Origin of the sequence: Pseudomonas sp. B21-051 (assembly GCF_024748795.1) — a bacterium.
GTDB classification, from domain to species: Bacteria; Pseudomonadota; Gammaproteobacteria; order Pseudomonadales; family Pseudomonadaceae; genus Aquipseudomonas; species Aquipseudomonas putida_A.
Genome location: NZ_CP087166.1, coordinates 3,331,368 through 3,352,500 on the forward strand (window position 1 = coordinate 3,331,368; position 21,133 = coordinate 3,352,500).

Genomic DNA, 21,133 nt, shown 5'->3' on the forward strand with positions numbered 1-21,133 from the left:
CTGTCGCGTGGGCTGCAATGGGCCAATAGCGGCCTTCAGAAACCACGCTTTAACATGTTGAAATCGAGCCTGATTAACGATTAGGTTGTACATTTTCAGGAAGCACTTTGAATGCCCGTTTTTGAAATTTTGCCACTGGAAGCAATCGGCCCCGCACGGCTTGGCGCTTCACGTACCGCAGCAAGGGAAGCAATGTCTCTGAGTGGATTCCAGCTTGAGCGATCCAATGGCCGCGTCGATTATTTCTGCGAAGCTTCAATCCAGCTTGAGTACGGCCCTAGCGATGAAGTCCAGTTCATAGGCGTTTCCGGGAGTTCTCAACTCAACTTCACGTTTAGAGGGGTTGATGTCTTTGCTACATCTGCGGCTGAGTTGTTTTCACTGATGGCTGCCTCGGACGCCTCCGGCCCCCATGAATTCGACCGGTATGAATACTGCTTTCCGAACCAGATACTCACTCTTTGGGATGCGGATGAACAATATGACCGCCAAGGCGGAGAAGAACGTGAGGTGTGGGGCCAAGTCGGGATCGGCAATGATGCTTATGCAGCAGCCATCGCCATGAACACGGGCAAAAACGAGCTATGAGTATGAAGCATGAACTTTGGCTGGAGCCCGATGGTTGCCACACTTTCTGCCTGGCAGGTATTCACGGCGATGATGCGCGCAATTTACTTTCAGCAAACTCCCAAATGATTTGGACAATCGAAGCTGACAGCTACTTTGAGGCGATGACCAAATACTATGCCTTCATGGAATGGGGTGAATACCAGACAGACTTTCCCGAGCATGACCAAATGTCCTACGCCGAGCTAGGATGGGATGAGTAACGGGGGCCAAGCAATAAGACGTGACAAATGGGGACGACAAATGGGGTCTGATTTATGGGGGAAAAAGGAGACGGATTTATTTTCGAAGGGGTGGCGGCCATACGAAGGTTGGTAGACCGGTGACTTGGAGAACCGGCGCGCCCGAAGACGCCCTGCGCATGGCCACCATCAATACACAGCCAAAAAGGCCTGTATCAGGTGACGCTATGCGCCAAGTCTAAGCCGGGCTACCAAACCCGATCACTGATTCGTCAGTGACCGAAATACAATAGAACCCGCCTACAAGACGCACAAGCCGGCGGATTCTGGCGTAGCTGTAGGCAATGACGCAAGGATGTGTAGCCTTGGAGAGTGTCTGGAGATGTATTTTAAACGTTGGCGTTTATCGACCCTCATCTGCCACCTACCCCCTAAGGCAGATCCCTACCAAAACTGGGTCCGCTTTCTTAAAGATGAATTCGTTCCCATTCACCCATCAGGTTTTCCATGTTCAACAGAAACGATTTTGATCATCTCCCCAAGGAAGAAATGACTTATTGGAGTGCGCGCAGAGGTTGTCGCGGTCTCTATTACGTCACCTATCCAGCTGTCGCCTTTCAATATCCCGACTCTGAAGAGACCATTCGCATAACCCGCGCGCCCAAACAGCAAGGCGAAAACGGATTGAAATTCTGGCTTTATGCCGAATGCGTAGATTGGCACCCGGAAAGAGAAAGCTACTTCTCGGGCTACATTTCCGACGCCGGGTTTGAGGAAATTCCGGAAGCGGTTTTCAATCAGATGGTCGCGGACCAGGCACGGGACTTGATCGCTCCCCTCAAACAACCGCTGCATGCGCCGAACGGTTTCATCGGCGCGTTGTTGATGTATTCAATGAAGACGGAGTTCACCGTTTCACTGTTCGCGGAATATGAAGATGAATACATCCATTTCTATTGGGACACGACATCCTGAGCTGTAGCCAAGGACCGAAAGCGGATCAGGTCGCACTCCAGAGTGTCGACAAGAAGTGGTTGTTGGGAATGCCCCCCCTTATGCCTGGCGGCAACCTCCCATTTTTTGTTCAGGCTTTCATCAGTCTGTAAAACTCCTTCAGCGCTTCGCCAAACTCCCCAAGGGAAAAACTCACAGGGCGACTCTCGGCGTCCCATCGAGTGGAAATACCGACTTCCAGGCCGCTGGACACGCTCACCCCAAAACGGCGCCAGTGCAGAGTCTCTCCGTCAATCACCTGTTCGGTCATCAGCACAAAGCAATCGAAGTCCATGTCATCGCTGCAGACCAGCAGCGGAACCGGCGTCGATGTGCCGTCTTCTGAAGGTTCGAAACGCCGTTTGGCGAGCGCGTCTTCTTCCTCGTCCAGCAACCACATCAATGAAAGACCGTGGAGTTCCAGGTTCGGGTAATCGAGGTGTTCATTCAGCCACTCCTCGATAGGTACACCGTCGATAAACAACCAGACACAAGGGCTGCGGCTAAATTTCGCTTGGTGGTAAGCGGCATGGATACGGTGATGCATAGGAATTCCATTTAACGATACAGGTTCAAGGGATCGCCGGGCGGGAAAGCGCTGGAGTCCGCGTGAGTCACCGAACACGTTATCGCCCAGCTCGACGCTCGCTGAAGGGAAACAGCACGGTAAACGGGTCGTACCAATGCGGACGAAAATTGGGGATGAATTTGATTTCTCGACTAAAAACGTCCGCTCTTTCCGATAGTGAACGCTTACCTAAGTCTGCTTTCGGCCAATACCAGCCATTCGTGAACGATTGCTTCGACTCGTTGCGGACACGTAGCGACTACCTCGGTACCTTCAGCTTTGCTTCGTCCCTCATCGCTATACGCAGCACCTAATTCAAGGATATTATTGCTGCAATCTATGCATTAATGTTCTGCAATCAGCCCATCTTGTTCATTATAGGATCAGTTCTCACACTACCGGCATCTGTTTGGAAACAGCTTCTGACTCTGGAGGAAACGACCATGGTATCCGCTATCCGCTTTAACCAGTTCGGCGCGCCTGAGGTGTTGAACCTGGAACCGCTGAGTGAACAATTGCCAGGGCCAGGCGAGGTTTGGATTGAACAGGAGGCCGTTGGGGTCAACTTCCTCGACGTGACTCAACGCAAGGGCCTAGTGCCTGTTGCGTTGCCATCCGGACTCGGATTGGAGGGAGCCGGACGGGTCGTCATCATTGGTGAAGGTGTCAGCAACGTGCACGTTGGCGATCGTGTCGCTTATGCCACCGGCCCAATTGGCTCATATGCGTCGGCCCGACTTTATCCGGCCGAACGGCTGGTGAAGATACCAGACGCCTTGTCGTTCGATGATGCCGCCGCTGTCATGTTCAAGGGCATCACAGCGCAGTACCTGTTAAAAACCACCTATCCTGTCGCTCAGGGCACAACTGTCCTGATTTATGGTGTGGCGGGAGGATTGGGGGAGATCATGGTGCCATGGGCCAAGCACCTCGGGGCGACAGTGATCGGTGTGGTTTCAAAACAGGCCAGTGTCGAAAAAGCACAGACATCGGGTTGTGATGAAGTTCTGGTGTTCGATGCCAACAGCCTGGCATCCGAGGTCAGTCGTATTACCCAAGGCAGAAAGGTCGATGTTGTCTACGACCCAATCGGACGTGCTTCTTTCGAGGCGTCTTTGGATAGCCTCCGGCCACGCGGGCTGATGGTCTCGTTCGGGGCTTCGTCAGGTGCGCCCTCGGCTGTGGAGTTGTCAACGCTCAACGCTAAAGGTTCGCTGTTCCTGACACGCCCATCGCTGGCAGCGCACACCGCAAGCGCCTCTGAGTACCAAGAGCGGGCACAGGATGTGTTGGCAGCTGTAGGGGCGGGTATTATCAAGCCCCGGATCTGGGCCAGCTACGCTCTGAAAGATGCATCGCAGGCGCATACAGCGTTGGAGTCGGGGCAGTCATCAGGGGCTATCATTCTAAAACCATGAATCTTGACGTTCTGAATAATCAGCACAGTGACGAAATCGCTGCGTTTCTGGCAGTTGCCTCGCAAGGCTCCTTTGTCGCTGCAGGCCGGCTTCTGCAGCGACACCCTACCATCGTCTCGAAACGACTGGCCGCGATGGAAAAGCGCCTCGGTGTCCGTCTCGTCGAGCGCTCAACCCGGCAGGTTCGAATTACGCAAGTAGGCGCCAAGCTTGAGGAGCGTCTGCGCGCGGCCATAGGCCTGATGGATGAAGCGCAGCAGCAGGCGGCGGAAGGTGCCAGCGAAGTTCGAGGTACATTGCGACTCGCACTGCCGGCAGCTATGGGACGGCGTTGGCTTGGCCCGATGTTGCCGGAGTTTCTCAGGGATCATCCGCACGTTTCGATTCTCGCAGACTATAGCGAACGTCTGGTCGACATCATTGACGAAGGATTTGACGTTGCGATCCGAATCGGAGAATTGGAAGACAACCGACTAATAGCCATGCAACTAAGTGACCATCGCCGGATTCTGTGTGCTTCGCCGGCTTACATCGAAAAGCACGGCATGCCTGAAAATCCACACGATCTAATCGAGCACAATTGCCTTCGCTTCAGTGGTCTTGCGTCTTTTCCGCAGTGGAGACTTTATCGCGGCAGCGAATTTCAGACCGTCTCGCCAAAAGGAAACCTGACGGCCAACGACAGCGAATCATTACTAGCCGCGGCTTGCGCTGATTCAGGAATACTGGGTGCTGGCGAATGGTTGATGCGTCATGACATTGCGGCCGGAAAGTTGCTTCATGTTCTCCCGGACTGGCAGCTGGACACTGCCGGAGGGGTTTACCTGGTCAGGCCGTCAGCTAAGTTTCCCAGCGCCGTAGTAATAGCGTTCAAACAATGGATCGAGTCAAAATTTATCCCCGCGCCCCCATGGGCTATTTGACCGTCTGATTAATTCCCACTTCAAACAAATGGAGGCCCCTTGTTCAAAGGTGTCGCTCTGTCTATTACTTCATCATGCCTTTTTGCCACCCTTTACTACTACGCAACCTTGCTTTTCCCACTCAATGGAGAGGAAATTTTTGGCTGGCGCATGCTGCTGATGCTGCCTTGTATCACCGCTTTTTTAATAATTAGCGGAGAATGGTGCCAAGTAAAGGCCGTTTGGCAACGCCTTAGTCAGAAGCCGCAGTTACTCATCGGACTTTGCTTGAGCAGCGCTCTGCTGGGTACACAGCAATGGCTATTCATGTGGGCACCGCTCAACGGGCATGGCCTTGATGTTTCACTTGGCTATTTCCTACTGCCTCTTGTAATGCTGATGCTCGGCAAGGTTGTCTACGGTGACCAGCTAACATCAATCCAAAAAATTGCCGCCCTTTGCGCTGGACTAGGCGCGCTCAATGAGCTTTATCAAGTCGGGAAAATCTCATGGTCAACGCTGTTGGTTGCCTTCGGTTTTCCTCTGTATTTCATGTTGCGGCGTAAGCTCTCTACGGCGAGTCTCGGCGGCCTCTGGTTTGACATTTTGCTCACGCTACCGGTTGCCGCCTATTTTGCATTGGGGGATAGGTCGACGCCGGGTGTGTTCACTCAGGTACCAAATCTGTATTTGTTGCTTGCACTGTTGGCAATCATCAGTTCGGCGGCATTCATGTCCTACACCGTTGCAGGGAAGCATCTACCATTCAGCCTGTTCGGTTTACTGGGTTACGTTGAGCCGATACTGATGGTCGCAGTGGCATTGATCCTGGGCGAGCAGATCAAGGCTGAGCAGTGGCTGACATATATGCCAATCTGGACTGCGGTTGGATTGCTTGTTTTAGACGGAGGACGCTATTTGCGGGCAACACGGCTTTTAGCACGCGAACAGAATTCGGCAAAGGTCAAAGTGGATTTGTGTGATTTCGTTTGAGAAGCGCACACGTCCTCAATGGCTGAACTATATAGTTGCTCACCGGCAGCTAAGGGGCGATTTCAGTCGGATCCAACAGGCAGCTATTGGCCGGGAGCGGTCATTCGTGAGGGCGGCTTTCAGCCCAGAGAGTGTAAAAGCTCCAAAGCCAGATCGGATGATTAAAAATCGCCTCAAACGCGTATTGCCGCACCTATCCGGCATCAGTAGGATTCGGCCATCGCTGACATAAATGGATGTGTATATGGAAGGCATGCCAAAAGCGGAAATTGAGCGCGATGCGTACCAAGAGTTTTTATCTCTTTGGGAACGCGGAACATTCGATAATCAGCGCCTGGGCCAAGCGTTCTATAACCATTTTCGACTTCATCATCTGAGCGACCAAACGCGCCTGTTCGATCTCTATGAAGCAGACGGAGACAAGGCCATGACCGCGATCTCCCGCCTGTTCCAAATCAGATAACTCCGACCTCCCCTTTGCAAAATCAGCGCTCGATCTGGTTTTTGATTCCATCAATAGTATTTTCGGTCAATGAATCTATATCGCTGCTTCGTCTACCTGACATTACTTCTCTGCGCTGGCTGTGTAAAAACAGCCAACATCCCACCCGCCGACCTTACTTTGTCGTCTTTCGAATTAGGGCCGAATAATCTTTTCACTGTGAAATTTACTTCAACAGTGGATTTGGCTAGCGCATTCAATGATTTCGAAAACTCTAATCAGCTCACGCCAACGCTGACCTGTTCGTTAGATGGCGATATGGATTTTTCGTCCGAACATTCAATCAATATAAAGGCTGAAGGCTTGGTGAATGCGAGCAGCCAAACCAGACCAAATCACACCTTCACTTCAGAGCTTGTTTTCTACAATACAAGACCCGATGGGACGCAACTTGATCTGAATGATTACGAAGCCGTCCGACCGCTACTAGCCAACAAAGCTTCCATACCCTGCAAGGTACGCATTACCGCGTATGGATATAAAACCTATTACACAAAGTCATTGATCATTCCAACCACGAAAATGACAGAACAGATATCCCTTAGGCTTTTTAGGTGAAACCTAAGCAAGCAATTACCTGAAGTATCTGCCCGCTGCTGCCGGATATACCTGGGGGTTATTGGCCGTCTCCAGTGACTCAATCTCCCGTCACAAACCTGTCACCCCCAACCTGCTAACCTCCCCCCGCCTCCCCCCACTAACCCAAGAGCCCCAACAAAAGGTGCCCCCAAGGTGTACTCCGTCGCCCCACCCCGCCAAAAAATCATCCTCCGCTCCGAAAACCTCCACTGCGAAGACTTCGGCGCCCTCTTCTCCCGGTTTTTCGGCAATCGCTACGCCGACACTCCACCAATCCCCTCCAACATCATCATCGGCGGCGTCTACGGCAGGCACGATGGCGTCAGTTTCCGGCGCATGCATTACCACGGCGATTTCACTGTCACCTTTCCCGACCCGCAGGACGAGATCACGTTTGTGATCCCCACGGCGGGCAAGATTGTGTTCAACCACCGTACCGAGTCCGTCGGTGTGGCGCAGGTGGGGTTGGCGATTGATAAGGCGGATATCCGTTCGATGCGGTTTCTCGACAATCATGCGCAGCACGGGATCTCGGTGAATCGTGGGCAGCTCACGGAGCGGTTGGCGGCGTTGTTGGGGCGGCCGGTTGTGCAGAAGATTGTGTTTGAGCCGGTGGTGGATCTGCACTCGGCGGCGTTTGGCGGGATCAAGGCGTTGATTGATCTGGCGACGGGGACGGAGTTTGATCTGTTGCTCAACAGCGGCACGCTGATGCCGTCGCGGTTGCGCGAGATGTTGATTGATGCGGTGCTGGAGGCGTGGCCGCACAATTTTACCGAGGCGTTGCGCCAGCCGGCGCCGAGGGTGGCGCCGCGGCATGTGAAGTTGGCGATGGAGTTTATTCAGACGCATCCGGAGCAACTGGTGAGTGGCGTGGAGCTGGCGCGGTTGAGCAATGTCAGTCAGCGCGCATTGCAGGATGGGTTTCGGCGGTTTGTCGGGATGTCGATTGTCGCGTATCAGCGGCAGGTGCGGCTGGAGCGGGCTTTCGAGGCGCTGGGGCAACGGCATTCGGCGTCGGTGACGGAGGTGGCGCTGCGTTTTGGCTTCAGTAATGTCGGGCGGTTTTGTCAGTATTTTCAGCAGGCGTATGGGGTGAGTCCGGCGCAACTGAGGGGGCGGGGTTGATTGGTTGATCGGCGAGGATGCGGATGGGTCAGTTGATAGAGATTTTGGCTGACATGACGCCTTCGCGAGCAGGCTCGCTCCCACAGGGTTAATCGGTGAATCAGGGTTGCCAATTCCCTGCTTCCACCGGTTTTTGCTGGTGCTTTGTGAATGGTGGTCATCCTTGACCTTGCGCGGTTGTCCCTGCTTCAGAACGCGTAACTGGCCTTCAGGCTGCCGCTGAAACCGTGGCTATCACCACCGCCGCTGGCACCGACTTCTGCGCCGACGCTGACGGCGCCGAGGCTGGCCATCAGGTTGACGCCGCCGCTGAACTGGTCGCGGTTGTCGAAGGCGGCGCGCTGTTCGATGTCGAGGCCCAGCAGGTGGCCGTTGCTGTTGACGTCGTTGTTGCCCAGCGTGCGTTCGTAGCCGACTTGCACACCCGGCACCAGTTGCCAGGCGCCCATCGCTACCGGGGCGAACGCCACGTTGAGGTTGGCGACGGCGCTGCGGCGGGTGGCGGTGTTGTCGTCGACGTCGAGTGCCAGTTCGCTGCCCTTCTCTTTGAAGCCTTTGAGGTCGAGGTGGCTGATGCGCACGCCGAGGCTCGGTTCGAGGATCATGCCGTTGACCGGCGCGCGGTAACCCAGCGCCAGCGTCGCGCCGGTGAGGTTGCCGTGGGTGTCGCCCTTGGCCGTGCCAAGGCCGCCGCCGAGGTCGCGTTTGCTGTCGTAATCGACGTAGCCGGCGCTGACGTTGGCGTCGACGAACAGCCCGCGCTCCAGGCTGGTGAAGCCGTAGCGGGCGCCGAGGTTGAAGAAGGTGAAGTCGGTATCGGCCTCGCCGCCCGCACCGCCAACGGTGCCCTTGCTGTAGCCGAAGCCGCCGCGGGCGCTGAGTTGTTCGGAGAAACGCTGGGTGAGGCCGACCATCAGGCCTTGGCTGTGTTCGTTGCTACTTTCGGCGTGGGACGAGCCGTCGGTGCCGAGGTAACCGGCCAGCGCGGTGGTCCACAAACGGTATTGGCCGACTTTCAGATCGGAGCCGCTGGCGTACGGTGCGGCGGCTTGCTCGATCAGCGCATTCTGGCGCAGCAGGTAGCTGGCAGCGTCAGCGTGCACCTGACCGCCGACCTGGGATTCGACACCGCCGAGGGTGCCGGCGTCGATCGCCGATTGCAGGTAGTAGTTGTAGGCGCTGTAGGTGCCGGACAGGCTGGTGTTCTGCAATTGACGCAACAACTCGGCACCGGCAGCGGCGTTGCCGATCAATCCGGCCTGACCCGGCAGGCTGTTGTACTCGACCAGTTTGCCGCGCAGCACATAGATGGTTTCCTGCGACAGGCCGAGGCCTTGCTTGAGGTAGTTGTCCATGCTGCCGTATTCGGCGGTGACCTCATCCAGACCGGCCTGCAAGTAGCTGGCCTGCACGCCAAGCAGCGGCGCGTAGACCGAGGCCATGCTTGGCGGCATTGCTTTGAGAGTCGCGGCGACGCGGGCGGCGGTGTAGTCGTTGGTCGCCAGGTAGTTGGCCATGATGGTCGCATTGTCGACCCCGGCGATGCTCTGCAACACGGCGGCGGTCCAGCCGGTGCGGTCCTTGCCGGCGGTGCAATGGAACAATTGTGCGCCGTCGGTGGTAGCCAGTTCGTTGAACAGCTTGCCGAACTGACCGCGCATCCCGGCGTCGCTGACGAAGGCGCGGTTGGTCTGCTCCATCATGGCGATGGCGTCGGCGGCGCTTTTGAACGACACGGTGGTGATGTTCGCGCCCGAGGTGGTGCTGCCGATGATGTCGATGTTCTGGTAGGTCGCACCGGTCAGCATCGTATCCGGAGTGCCGGCGATTTCGCTAGGCGTGCGCAGGTCGTAGACGGCTTTGATCCCGAGGCTGTTGAGGGTCGCCAGATCCGCTGCCGACGGCGTGATCGCGTTGGAGCGGTAGAACACGCCGCCACGCATGGTGCCGTCGTGGGCCGTGGAATACGCGGTGGTCAGGCCGGCGACATCACGGAAGTTGTCGATGCTTTGCAGGCGCGGCGTGTCGAGCACGACGATCTCGGCGGCGTGGGCAGCAGCGATGGACAGGCTCAGAACGGACAGCGAACACACAAGACGTTGAAACACAGTGCAGCCTCATTGGAATAAGCGTTGGGCTGGCTACTATCTGCAATCAACTGATACCGAATATGACAGAACGACTGCGCAAGGAAATGGCTGCGCGATTGGGCCGTGGGCTGCGTTTTTTGTCCGTGGGTTAACAAAAACCCCTGTAGGAGCTGCCGGAGATCATTGTGGGAACCAGCCCTGCTGACGATTGCGGTGCATGACGATCTCTAGCCCCTCGCCCACGTCCGGCACCTGAAAGTAGCTGGAGATCAAATCAAACTCTGCATCCGAAGCGGCAAACTCGTGCTCCGCCAGCGCATTGCGCGCATGCAGCCGGACGCGGCAGGCGTCGTCATCCACATCGAGGTAATGCAGGCAGTGTGGCACTCGCGCGCTATCCGCCAGCCCTCGCAACCACTGCCGATCCGCCACGGTATTGGCTGGAAAATCCAGTACCACACTCACCCCGGCCGCCAGCACATCGATCACCAACGGCCCCAGCACCCCGCGAATCTGCCGTGCACATCGAACGTAATCCGCCACGGATTTGATCTGCTCCGGATACAGCCGCGACAGCCACTGATCCTCACTGAGCACCAGCGCGCGGTGCTCCTCAGCCAGTGATTTGGCCAGTGTCGATTTGCCCGAGGCGATCTTGCCGCACATCAGGTGTAGTGTGGGTGCACGCATTGGGGACGCTTCCTTATGTCGATTGCTGGATAATGCCCAACGCCTGTCAGCGAGGCAATTGAGGCGCATGACCCAACGAGGAACCCAGATGACCACAATCACCGCACGCCAATACTCGTCCTGGGTGCTACTTACCCTGCTCGCCACCACCCTGGCGCTGACGGCCGGCTGTTCGAGCAAGCGCTACGCCACCAACGGCTCGAACTGCTACGCCAAAGCCGTGCCCACTTCCGGCGAAGGCGGTTTGGCCTGGGGCGACACCTTGAGCATGGCGCGCAAGAAGTCGATGAATAATTGCATGCGTTATGCGAGCCGCTCCGGAGGTACGCCGAACACTTGCCAGGTGGTGCAGGCGCAGTGCAAGCGCTGATCGCAGCATTCTGGACAATTTTCCAGGCACGCTGAGCCAGCCGGTCAACTCCGTAAGCGCCGCTTCAGCACCTTTCTTCTAAACCTTTACACCATCAGGCCGCTATAAACCGGGCGCCCTTCATGTACCCGGTCTCTTCCCGAGGCAATGCGGGTGAAGCGCCCAATCTCTTCCAGAACAGAAAGGTCATCCATGCGTCAGCTTCTCCCACTCGCCCTCAGCTTGACTCTCATCGGCTGCGCCACCAGTAAAATCGACATCCGCAACGAGACCGAAGCGGCCAAGTACGATCCGGCCAACAGTGCTCGGGTGCGACTGATCACCGGCGATAACGCCCACGGTGCATACTTCAACGGTCAAAGCTGTGAGAAGTTCATGAATGAAACATTCAAGGGAGGTTCGCCTGAGGAGTCCGGCTGGAAAATGGCGCATAACGACAGTTCAGGGGTCTATCCATTCAGGGATTCGGACCATCGCAACAGTGTGGTCGGCATGCCGGCCAGCCAGACCACCCGGCAAATCAACAGCACCACCAAACAGTTCGACGAGTACGTGGTAGAAGCCAATAAACCGTTCCTGGCGGTTTTTGGCATGGTGGGTTCGATTGCCTGCTCGCCCAAACCGGTGTCGTTCATTCCGCAGCCGGGGCAGGATTATGAGATGCAGCTCAAGATCGTCAAACTCAGCACCTTCAGCGCAGGCTGCATCGTCGAGTTGAACAAACTCTCTGTCGTCGGCAATAACACCGTGGAAACGCCAATGCCGAAACAAGTCTGTGCCAAAGGTGCAGACGGCGCGTTTCACACGATGGATCCGGGAAGCAGTGCTCCCTGAGGCAACGCGCTGATTCTTGATCGGCGCAATTGATGAGTCTTGCTCATGAACTTTTGAAGTGACCAGAAAGTTGACCCGCTGCACGACCTTCTCTTCAATCCTTGAATCTCCATATCCCCACAATACTTATTTGTGGTGAGGGGATTTATCCCCGATGGACTGCGTAGCAGGCCCGCTTCTTCATTGGTTGAACAAGCCGGGCCCGCTTCGCGCGCCATCGGGGATGAATCCCCTCACTACAGGTTTACTCAGCAGAAGTGACCGTCCGCTATCAGCGATTCAATCCCGCCGCATTCGCCCTTGCTGCGTGCAGCTTTTTGTAGCTGTCGATCAGACGCAGGTGACGATCCAGCCCTTCGAGTTTCATGCTGGTCGGTGTCAGACCATAGAAACGCACGCTGCCATTGACCGAGCCGATCGCCGCGTCCATGCGCTCGTCGCCGAACATGCGGCGGAAGTTGGCCTCGTAATCGGCCAGCTCCAGATCCTCGTCCAGCTCCATTTCCAGGCAGACGTTCACCGCTTGGTAGAACAAGCCGCGCTCGACGGTGTTGTCGTTGTATTGCAGGAAGGCTTCGACCAGATCCTTGGCCTGCTCGAATTTCTGCAGGGCGAGGTAGATCAGCAGGCGCAGTTCCAGAATGGTCAGTTTGCCCCACGGCGTGTTGTCGTCGAACTCGATGCCGATCAGCGTGGTGATATCGGTGTAATCATCCAGCTCGCTGTTTTCCAAACCTTGGGCCAGGTTGCGCAGACCGACCTTGCTCAGGCTGTGCAGATTGAGGATGTCGGCGCGGAATTGCAGGGCCTTGTTGGTGTTGTCCCAGATCAGGTCGTCCACCGGATAGATTTCCGAGTAGTCCGGCACCAGAATCCGGCAGGCGTTGGCGCCGAGGTCGTCGTAGACCGCCATGTAGGCTTCTTTGCCCATGTCCTCGAGGATGCCGAACAGCGTTGCGGCTTCTTCGGCGTTGGAGTTTTCACCCTGCCCCGAGAAGTCCCACTCGACGAATTCGAAGTCAGACTTGGCACTGAAGAAGCGCCACGACACCACGCCGCTGGAGTCGATGAAGTGCTCGACGAAGTTGTTCGGCTCGGTCACGGCCTGGCCGGAGAATGTCGGTTGCGGCAGATCGTTCAAGCCTTCGAAACTGCGGCCTTGCAGCAGCTCGGTCAGGCTGCGTTCCAGCGCCACTTCCAGGCTGGGGTGCGCGCCGAACGAGGCGAACACGCCGCCGGTACGCGGGTTCATCAGGGTTACGCACATCACCGGGAATTCACCGCCCAGCGACGCGTCCTTGACCAACACCGGGAAGCCCTGCTCTTCCAGCCCTTTGATCCCGGCGAGAATGCTCGGGTACTTCTCCAGCACTTCCTGCGGCACGTCGGGCAAGGCCATTTCGCCTTCGAGGATTTCGCGTTTTACCGCGCGCTCGAAGATTTCCGACAGACATTGCACTTGGGCTTCAGCCAAAGTGTTGCCGGCGCTCATGCCGTTGCTCAGGAACAGGTTTTCGATCAGGTTCGACGGGAAGTACACCACCTCGCCATCCGACTGGCGCACGAACGGCAGCGAGCAGATGCCGCGCTGGGTGTTGCCGGAGTTGGTGTCGTACAGGTGCGAGCCTTTGAGCTCGCCGTCGCGGTTGTAAATGTCCAGGCAGTATGGGTCGAGAATCTCTGCCGGCAGCTCGTCTTTCGGGCCGGGCTTGAACCAGCGCTCGTTCGGGTAATGCACGAACTCGGCGGTGGCGATGTCCTCGCCCCAGAATTGATCGTTATAGAAGAAGTTGCAGTTCAGGCGCTCGATGAACTCGCCCAGTGCCGAGGCCAGTGCACCCTCTTTGGTCGCGCCCTTGCCGTTGGTGAAACACATGGGCGAGTGCGCATCGCGGATGTGCAGCGACCAGACGTTAGGCACGATGTTGCGCCACGAGGCGATTTCGATCTTCATCCCCAGATCGGCGAGAATCCCCGACATATTGGCGATGGTCTGCTCCAGCGGCAGATCCTTACCGGCGATGTAGGTGCCCGCTTCAGAGGTCGAATGCGGCATCAGCAAGGCCTGCGCATCGGCGTCGAGGTTCTCGACTTCTTCGATCACGAACTCTGGGCCGGTCTGCACAACCTTCTTCACCGTGCAGCGATCAATCGAACGCAGAATGCCCAGACGATCTTTCTCGGAAATGTCCCCCGGCAGTTCGACCTGGATCTTGAAGATCTGGTTGTAGCGGTTTTCCGGGTCGACGATGTTGTTCTGCGACAGGCGAATATTCTCGGTCGGGATATTGCGCGTTTCGCAGTACAGCTTCACGAAGTAAGCCGCGCACAAGGCCGACGACGCCAGGAAGTAGTCGAACGGCCCCGGTGCCGAGCCATCGCCCTTGTAGCGAATGGGCTGATCGGCGATCACCGTGAAGTCGTCGAACTTGGCTTCAAGTCGAAGGTTGTCGAGAAAGTTGACCTTGATTTCCATGCGGGTTTACCAGAGAGCAGAAACGAATTGGCGGCCATTATCCGGGTTTTCAGCCTGACGTCTTGTGCTTTTGCGTAATCGCCGCTGGGTGGGAGCCGCTGCTTGCGCGGTGCATCAGCACGGGCAAACGACAAAAATGCCCTGAGCAGTGAATTTTTTCGTGTCTTCTTGTATCTGACGGAAAGAACCCATGCCACCAAAACAATGGCATCGAATCCGTTCAGCTATGAGTGACCCGCATGAAATCAAGGAAAAACAAGGTCAATCCCATCGGATTGAAAGACATCACGATTGTCGACGACGCCAAGATGCGCAAGGCGATAACCGCCGCCGCACTGGGCAACGCCATGGAATGGTTCGACTTCGGGGTGTACGGCTTCGTCGCCTATGCACTGGGCAAGATCTTCTTCCCCGGCGCCGATCCAGGCGTGCAGATGATTGCGGCACTGGCGACCTTCTCGGTGCCGTTCCTGATCCGTCCGTTGGGCGGACTGTTCTTCGGTGCGCTGGGTGACAAGTACGGGCGACAGAAAGTGCTGGCCGCGACCATCGTGATCATGTCGCTGAGTACCTTCGCCATCGGCCTGATACCGTCGTATGAGTCGATCGGCATCTGGGCGCCGATCCTGCTGTTGCTGGCGAAAATGGCCCAGGGTTTCTCGGTCGGCGGTGAGTACACCGGCGCCTCGATTTTCGTCGCCGAATATGCGCCCGACCGCAAGCGCGGTTTCCTTGGCAGTTGGCTGGACTTCGGCTCGATTGCCGGTTTCGTCCTCGGCGCCGGTGTGGTGGTGCTGATCTCGACGATCATCGGCGAAGAGAAATTCCTCGAATGGGGCTGGCGTCTGCCGTTCTTCCTCGCCCTGCCACTGGGCATGATCGGCCTTTATCTGCGGCATGCGCTGGAAGAGACGCCGGCGTTTCAACAGCATGTCGAGAAACTCGAAGAAGGTGACCGTGAAGGATTGGCGGGCGGGCCGAAGGTCTCGTTCAAGGAAGTCGCGACCAAACACTGGCGCAGCCTGATGACCTGCATTGGCGTGGTAGCGGTGACCAACGTCACCTACTACATGCTGCTGACCTACATGCCGAGCTACCTGTCGCACAACCTGCACTACAGCGAAAACCGTGGCGTGCTGATCATCATCGCGATCATGGTCGGCATGCTGTTCGTGCAACCGGCGATTGGTTTTATCAGCGACAAGATCGGCCGCAAGCCTTTCATTGTGGTTGGTAGCATCGGTCTGTTTCTGCTGGCGATTCCGGCGTTCATGCTGATCAACAGCGGCAAGATCGGCCTGATCTTCTCCGGCCTGCTGATCCTTGCGGTATTGCTCAACTTCTTCATCGGCGTCATGGCTTCGACCCTGCCGGCGATGTTTCCCACGCACATCCGCTACAGCGCACTGGCCGCCGCGTTCAACGTCTCGGTGTTGATTGCCGGTTTGACTCCGACTGCCGTGGCCTGGCTGGTGGAAAGCACCAACAACCTGTACATGCCGGCCTATTACCTGATGGTGATTGCCGTGGTCGGCCTGATCACCGGCGTGACCATGAAAGAGACCGCCAACAAGCCGCTGCGCGGTGCCGCGCCGGCGGCGTCGGACCTTGAGGAAGCCAAGGAACTGCTCAAGGAGCATCACGACAACATCGAGCAGAAAATCGAAGACATCGACGCCGAAATCGCCGAGCTGGAAGCCAAGCGCAAGGAGTTGGTGCAGCAGCATCCGCGGATCAACTGATGTAATGACTGACGGCGGCCCTGCCCGGGGCTGCCGTCGATCAACACGTCACAACACGAAGCCGTCACCGATCAAGCGCACCAGAACCTCCCCCGCCTCACTCAATTCACCCGGTGCCTGCATCAGGCGCAACTCGTGCAGCGGCAACTCGGGTAATCCCTCCTCACTGTTCAACACGCGCATGCCGGGTCGCACTTGCGCCCGATCAACAATGCCCACCGCCAATCCGGCCTCGATGGCTGTTTCCAGCGCGCTGGCACCGGCGCTGACAATCACCGCGCGCCACCGCCGCCCCTGCTCGCTCAATGCATCCACGGCAACGCTGCGATAGGGACAACCCTTGCCGTGCAAGGCCAGCGGTACCGGCCGGGTGAGATCCTGCGTGTAGTTGTGTGCGGCGACCCATACCGGCTGGGTCAGGCCCAGTATTTTCGCGCAACGCGTCGATGGCGGCGCATCGGCAACAACTACCAGCAACGCCAGATCCAGTTGCCCGCGTTCCAGACGCGCACTCAAACGACCGCTGGCACCCGTTTCGACTTCCAGCTCGATGTGCGGAAAATCTGCCGACAGGTGCGGCAACGTACAGCCCAGGACCGCGCCGGCGTATTCCTCGGAAATCCCAAGGCGAACCCGCCCGCTGGCCAGCGGCGTACTGAAACTCGCCAGCAATTGATCGTGGTGGCGTAGCAATTCGGCGCTCTGCAGGGCAAAGCGTCGACCCAATGGTGTGAGGTTGACCGTCTGGTTATCGCGCTCCAGCAAGCGCCCGCCCGCCAGCGCTTCCAGACGCCGCACATGCAGGCTGACCGCTGACGGACTCTTGTTGAGGAAGCTCGCGGCGGCGAGAAATTGCCCGAAGCGCACGATCGCCTGAAAGGTGCGCAACAGTTCGATATCAAGGGCTTCGGCCATGCTTGAGAATTCCTGCATCAGTGGTGCGGATCGTATCGTTTGAGTGCATCAGCGGTTGATTCATATCATCGAACTCATTCCTCTGTCAGGTGCCGTGCGATGAACGTCATGCCTGTTCGTTTTTTACTGCTGATGGTAATGGTGGTCAGCTGGAGTTCGGGGTTCATTGGCTATCGCTACGTCGCCGATCAGGGCAGCGTGTACCTGGCCTCGTTGTGGCGTTTTGTATTGGCGGCATTGCTATTGCTGCCGTTCGCCTGGGCCGGCTTGCGTGGTTTACGCGGCAAAGACATGTGGCATCAGGCACTGCTTGGGCTATTCGCGATGGGTGGCTACATCGGACCGATTGCCGCCTCGATTCAACTTGGCGTCACGCCTGGCACTGCGTCACTGTTTGCCAATCTGTTGCCGCTGACGATTGTGCTGCTGGCCGGCAGCGTCCCGGGCCAGCGCACACGTGGCTGGCAATGGTTGGGTCTGGCGCTGTGCGTGCTCGGCATGCTGCTGGCCAGCGCCGCGAGTGTCGAATGGTCCCGTGCGGCGCTGTGGGTATACAGCTTGCCACTACTGGCGGTGCTGTCGCTGGCGGCGGCCACCTTGTTTGAGAAAGCCCGGCCGGGCGTTGCAATACCGGCCACCACGGCGCTGTTCATTCAGGTATGCGCGGTGATTCCTGTGTTTGCGCTGCTGGCTGGCCTTGAGGGTGAATTGCGCCCGCCCACCACTGCGGATTTCGTCAGTGGCGTGCTGTGGCTGGTGATCTTCTCGACTTTTGGCGGATATGGATTTTATTGGCTGTGCCTGCAGCGCTTCAGCATACAGCGCATCAGTGGCGCGCTGTTTCTGACGCCACCGGTGACACTGTTGTGGGCGTGGATGCAGTTCGACGATCCGCTGAGTGCCAGCGTGCTACTCGGTATTGGTTTAACCCTGGTCGGGTTGCCATTGCTGGGGCGAGCGCCGAGTGAAAAAGTGTGTGTCGTCGGCATCCGCCAGGAAACTAAATCCGCCGGCGACAAGTCACTGACTTAGCGGAGGTCGAGGCATTTCGCCGAACCTCGTTTATTGAAGATGCCAGCGTGGTCACTCCTACCGATCGTCGCAACAACCTCTCGCTGGACAGCCTGAATTTCTTCCTCGCCGATGTGCGCGACGGACTCGGGCCGTATCTGGCGATTTATCTGTTGGCGGTTCATCACTGGGAGCCAGCCAGCATCGGACTGGTGATGACCCTGGCCGGCATCGCCGCCCTCATCACCCAGACACCCGCCGGTGCCCTGGTCGACAACACACGCAGTAAGCGAGCGGTGATCGCGATTGCCGCGTTACTGGTGACCGGCAGTTGCGTGGTATTGCCGTTCGTTACCTCCTTCAGCCTGGTGGCGATCACTCAAGCGCTGAGTGCCGCCGCGGCGTCGGTGTTCGCCCCGGCCATTTCGGCGATCACCCTCGGCATCACAGGGCCGCGCGCGTTCACCCGACGCACCGGACGCAACGAGACCTTCAACCATGCCGGCAACGCCTGCGCGGCGCTGCTGGCCGGTGGATTCGCATACCTGTTCGGGCCGGTGGCGGTGTTCTATCTGATGGCGGTCATGGCGCTGTGCAGTGTAATCGCCGTGAGCTTCGTCGACAGCAGCGCCATTAACCATGATCTCGCCCGAGGCCTTGACCCAAGCGACGCTACACACAGTAAAGCGCCCTCGGGATTGGCGGTGTTGCTGACCAACAGGGCGCTGCTGATGTTCGCCATCTGCTGCGCCCTCTTTCACCTGGCCAACGCAGCGATGCTGCCACTGGTGAGCCAGAAACTGGCGCAGGTCAACTTGCAGATGGCGACGCCACTGACCTCGGCCTGTATCGTTGCCGCACAACTGGTCATGGTGCCGGTCGCCTTGCTGGTCGGGGCAAAAGCCGATGTGTGGGGACGCAAGCCGCTGCTACTCGCAGGCTTCCTGATTCTGCCGCTGCGTGGCGTGCTTTATACGTTATCCGCCGACCCTTACTGGCTGGTTGCCGTACAGTTGCTCGATGGCGTCGGCGCGGGGATCTTCGGTGCGTTGTTCCCGGTGGTAGTGAAAGACCTGACGCTGGGCACTGGACACTTCAACATCAGCCTTGGCGCTCTCTCGACCGTGTTCGGCCTGGGCGCGGCATTGAGCAGCAGTGTCGCGGGGATTGTATTGCAAGAGGCCGGTTACAACGCGGCGTTTCTGACCCTGGCGGTGATTGCCGGGGTCGCGTTCGTGCTGATGTGGCTGGCGGTGCCCGAGACATTGCGGCGGGTGGGGAATATTGAGCCGGCGCTGCAGCCTAGGGAGGAAGGATTTGGCTAAGAACGTGCTTGAATTCAGCGAAAGTGATCTAGCGCAGATGCAGCGCTTCAACCGCAAACTCGCCTGGTTGCCGCGGTTTCGCATCCGCAATCGGCTGACACCGCGTTTGATCCAGGCATTGCTGCGCGCCAGTCAGATTGCCAGCGCGGACAAACCGCTCAAACATGACCTGCATGCGCAAAACACTGTGGTGTATTCGCAAGGTGCGTCAGTGCCTGTCCGGATCATCCGCCCGCAGGGAAAGGCTCAAGGTGTGGTGCTGGATTATCACGGTGGCGGCTGGGTGATCGGCAATGCGCAGATGAACGACGACCTCAATATCGCCATGGTCAAGGCATGCAACGTGGCGGTGGTATCGGTCGACTATCGGTTGGCAGTCAATACGCCAGTTGAGGATCTGATGCAGGATTGTCTGTGCGCCGCGCGCTGGCTTCTAAGCGACGATTGCAGGGAGTTCGTCGGCCTGCCGGTGATCGTTGTCGGCGAGTCGGCGGGCGCGCACCTGGCCGTCGCCACCCTGTTGGCGCTCAAGCCATCAGCTGATTTGCTGCGGCGGGTCAGCGGCGCCCTGCTCTATTACGGCGTCTATGATCTCGCGGGCACCCCAAGCGTGCACGCAGCACCTGCTGAAACGCTGGTACTCGACGGCCCGGGCATGGTCCAGGCGCTGCGCCTGCTGACTCCAGGATTGAGCGATGATGAACGCCGGCAGGCGCCATTGTCTCCGCTGTACGGCGACTTGAGCGGATTGCCACCGGCGTTGATGTTCACAGGTGAACTGGATCCGCTGCGCGATGACACGCTGGAATTGGCTGAGCGCTGGCAACAATCAGCACCGGTTGAAGTACATCTACTGCCCTCGTCCGCCCATGGCTTTATCCATTTTCCGACCACCATGGCCAGCCGTGTTTTGGCCTACAGTCGGGAATGGCTTTCGCGTCAGATCGGGGCAAAAACAAGCAGTTAGGGCCTGTATTGGCAGGCAAAACCACTTTCCTGCGGGCAAAACAAAACCCCAACTGCTTTCGCAATTGGGGTTTCGGAATTTAATCTTGACGATGACCTACTCTCACATGGGGAAACCCCACACTACCATCGGCGATGCATCGTTTCACTTCTGAGTTCGGGATGGGATCAGGTGGTTCCAACGCTCTATGGTCGTCAAGAAATTCGGGTACTGACTCGTGACCTGTTGGCCTCGCTTCAGCAAATCGGGTATGTGATACAGGTGTTTGTGAGCATCGCGAACTTTCGGTTCATTGCGTCTTCACACACCGCAATCTGGTCTCTTTCGAGCATGCAGATTGCTTGGGTGTTATATGGTCAAGCCTCACGGGCAATTAGTATTGGTTAGCTCAACGCCTCACAGCGCTTACACACCCAACCTATCAACGTCGTAGTCTTCGACGGCCCTTCAGGGAACTCAAGGTTCCAGTGAGATCTCATCTTGAGGCAAGTTTCCCGCTTAGATGCTTTCAGCGGTTATCTTTCCCGAACATAGCTACCCGGCAATGCCACTGGCGTGACAACCGGAACACCAGAGGTTCGTCCACTCCGGTCCTCTCGTACTAGGAGCAGCCCCTCTCAAATCTCAAACGTCCACGGCAGATAGGGACCGAACTGTCTCACGACGTTCTAAACCCAGCTCGCGTACCACTTTAAATGGCGAACAGCCATACCCTTGGGACCGGCTTCAGCCCCAGGATGTGATGAGCCGACATCGAGGTGCCAAACACCGCCGTCGATATGAACTCTTGGGCGGTATCAGCCTGTTATCCCCGGAGTACC

At 57.4% G+C, this 21,133-nt stretch carries 19 protein-coding genes and 2 rRNA genes (1 of these 21 running past the window's edge); 14 read left to right on the forward strand and 7 right to left on the reverse strand.

All coding sequences use genetic code 11. From position 1 onward, the window contains the following. Positions 1 to 111: 111 nt before the first annotated feature. From LOY52_RS14810 to LOY52_RS14820, 3 genes are all read left to right on the forward strand, one after another. Complete coding sequence (locus LOY52_RS14810; protein ID WP_258674647.1) at positions 112 to 588, forward strand: hypothetical protein; 477 nt, start codon at positions 112 to 114, stop codon at positions 586 to 588. 2 nt (positions 589 to 590) lie between these two features. Beyond that, complete coding sequence (locus tag LOY52_RS14815) at positions 591 to 830, forward strand: hypothetical protein (RefSeq protein WP_258674648.1); 240 nt, start codon at positions 591 to 593, stop codon at positions 828 to 830. Positions 831 to 1,316: 486 nt separating this feature from the next. Then, positions 1,317 to 1,784: a hypothetical protein gene (locus LOY52_RS14820; RefSeq protein ID WP_258674650.1), complete on the forward strand. Its 468-nt coding sequence runs from the start codon at positions 1,317 to 1,319 to the stop codon at positions 1,782 to 1,784. A 109-nt stretch (positions 1,785 to 1,893) separates the two neighbouring features. Here LOY52_RS14820 and LOY52_RS14825 read toward each other — a convergent pair whose 3' ends face one another. Beyond that, positions 1,894 to 2,349 carry a hypothetical protein gene (locus LOY52_RS14825; RefSeq protein ID WP_258674652.1) on the reverse strand — a complete coding sequence of 152 codons (456 nt, stop codon included), beginning with the start codon at positions 2,347 to 2,349 and terminating at the stop codon, positions 1,894 to 1,896. Between the two features lie 464 nt (positions 2,350 to 2,813). Between LOY52_RS14825 and LOY52_RS14830 the strand changes: the two genes are divergently transcribed. From LOY52_RS14830 to LOY52_RS14850, 5 genes are all read left to right on the forward strand, one after another. Then, positions 2,814 to 3,788, forward strand: coding sequence for a quinone oxidoreductase (locus LOY52_RS14830; protein ID WP_108590599.1), 975 nt, complete (start codon positions 2,814 to 2,816; stop codon positions 3,786 to 3,788). Then, complete coding sequence (locus tag LOY52_RS14835; RefSeq protein WP_108590541.1) at positions 3,785 to 4,711, forward strand: LysR family transcriptional regulator; 927 nt, start codon at positions 3,785 to 3,787, stop codon at positions 4,709 to 4,711. Before LOY52_RS14830 ends, LOY52_RS14835 begins: the two co-directional genes overlap by 4 nt. A gap of 39 nt (positions 4,712 to 4,750) precedes the next feature. Further along, positions 4,751 to 5,683 carry an EamA family transporter RarD gene (gene rarD / locus LOY52_RS14840; RefSeq protein ID WP_258674655.1) on the forward strand — a complete coding sequence of 311 codons (933 nt, stop codon included), beginning with the start codon at positions 4,751 to 4,753 and terminating at the stop codon, positions 5,681 to 5,683. Between the two features lie 244 nt (positions 5,684 to 5,927). Next, positions 5,928 to 6,146 carry a hypothetical protein gene (locus LOY52_RS14845; RefSeq protein WP_258674656.1) on the forward strand — a complete coding sequence of 73 codons (219 nt, stop codon included), beginning with the start codon at positions 5,928 to 5,930 and terminating at the stop codon, positions 6,144 to 6,146. Positions 6,147 to 6,917: 771 nt separating this feature from the next. Continuing rightward, positions 6,918 to 7,892 (forward strand): helix-turn-helix transcriptional regulator, encoded by a 975-nt coding sequence (locus tag LOY52_RS14850; protein WP_258674658.1) that lies wholly within the window; start codon positions 6,918 to 6,920, stop codon positions 7,890 to 7,892. Between the two features lie 188 nt (positions 7,893 to 8,080). On the opposite strand, the gene LOY52_RS14855 is transcribed toward LOY52_RS14850, so the two are convergent. Together LOY52_RS14855 and LOY52_RS14860 are read right to left on the reverse strand one after the other, a co-directional pair. Then, positions 8,081 to 10,000, reverse strand: coding sequence for a tyrosine-protein phosphatase (locus tag LOY52_RS14855; protein ID WP_258674660.1), 1,920 nt, complete (start codon positions 9,998 to 10,000; stop codon positions 8,081 to 8,083). Positions 10,001 to 10,162: 162 nt separating this feature from the next. Continuing rightward, positions 10,163 to 10,672 (reverse strand): ATP-binding protein, encoded by a 510-nt coding sequence (locus LOY52_RS14860; protein WP_258674662.1) that lies wholly within the window; start codon positions 10,670 to 10,672, stop codon positions 10,163 to 10,165. A gap of 88 nt (positions 10,673 to 10,760) precedes the next feature. On the opposite strand from LOY52_RS14860, the gene LOY52_RS14865 reads away from it, so the two are divergent. Both LOY52_RS14865 and LOY52_RS14870 read left to right on the forward strand, forming a co-directional pair. After that, complete coding sequence (locus LOY52_RS14865; protein WP_258674664.1) at positions 10,761 to 11,042, forward strand: hypothetical protein; 282 nt, start codon at positions 10,761 to 10,763, stop codon at positions 11,040 to 11,042. A 192-nt stretch (positions 11,043 to 11,234) separates the two neighbouring features. Beyond that, positions 11,235 to 11,876 (forward strand): hypothetical protein, encoded by a 642-nt coding sequence (locus tag LOY52_RS14870; protein ID WP_258674666.1) that lies wholly within the window; start codon positions 11,235 to 11,237, stop codon positions 11,874 to 11,876. A 271-nt stretch (positions 11,877 to 12,147) separates the two neighbouring features. Here LOY52_RS14870 and LOY52_RS14875 read toward each other — a convergent pair whose 3' ends face one another. Further along, positions 12,148 to 14,352 carry an OsmC domain/YcaO domain-containing protein gene (locus LOY52_RS14875; RefSeq protein WP_258674668.1) on the reverse strand — a complete coding sequence of 735 codons (2,205 nt, stop codon included), beginning with the start codon at positions 14,350 to 14,352 and terminating at the stop codon, positions 12,148 to 12,150. Between the two features lie 239 nt (positions 14,353 to 14,591). On the opposite strand from LOY52_RS14875, the gene proP reads away from it, so the two are divergent. Next, entirely contained in the window at positions 14,592 to 16,094 is a 1,503-nt protein-coding gene (gene proP / locus LOY52_RS14880) for a glycine betaine/L-proline transporter ProP (RefSeq protein ID WP_027613786.1), read from the forward strand. A gap of 48 nt (positions 16,095 to 16,142) precedes the next feature. On the opposite strand, the gene LOY52_RS14885 is transcribed toward proP, so the two are convergent. After that, positions 16,143 to 17,009: a LysR substrate-binding domain-containing protein gene (locus tag LOY52_RS14885; RefSeq protein ID WP_258674672.1), complete on the reverse strand. Its 867-nt coding sequence runs from the start codon at positions 17,007 to 17,009 to the stop codon at positions 16,143 to 16,145. A 99-nt stretch (positions 17,010 to 17,108) separates the two neighbouring features. On the opposite strand from LOY52_RS14885, the gene LOY52_RS14890 reads away from it, so the two are divergent. The 3 genes from LOY52_RS14890 to LOY52_RS14900 are packed head-to-tail and all read left to right on the forward strand — an operon-like array spanning position 17,109 to position 20,312. Then, positions 17,109 to 18,041, forward strand: coding sequence for a DMT family transporter (locus LOY52_RS14890; protein ID WP_258674674.1), 933 nt, complete (start codon positions 17,109 to 17,111; stop codon positions 18,039 to 18,041). Positions 18,042 to 18,088: 47 nt separating this feature from the next. Continuing rightward, complete coding sequence (locus tag LOY52_RS14895) at positions 18,089 to 19,345, forward strand: MFS transporter (RefSeq protein WP_258674676.1); 1,257 nt, start codon at positions 18,089 to 18,091, stop codon at positions 19,343 to 19,345. A 37-nt stretch (positions 19,346 to 19,382) separates the two neighbouring features. Then, positions 19,383 to 20,312: an alpha/beta hydrolase gene (locus LOY52_RS14900; protein ID WP_258679876.1), complete on the forward strand. Its 930-nt coding sequence runs from the start codon at positions 19,383 to 19,385 to the stop codon at positions 20,310 to 20,312. A gap of 83 nt (positions 20,313 to 20,395) precedes the next feature. Here the strand turns inward: LOY52_RS14900 and rrf are convergent. Continuing rightward, a 5S ribosomal RNA gene (gene rrf, locus LOY52_RS14905) occupies positions 20,396 to 20,511 on the reverse strand. A 153-nt stretch (positions 20,512 to 20,664) separates the two neighbouring features. Beyond that, a 23S ribosomal RNA gene (locus LOY52_RS14910) occupies positions 20,665 to 21,133 on the reverse strand; it runs 2,423 nt beyond the window's last position.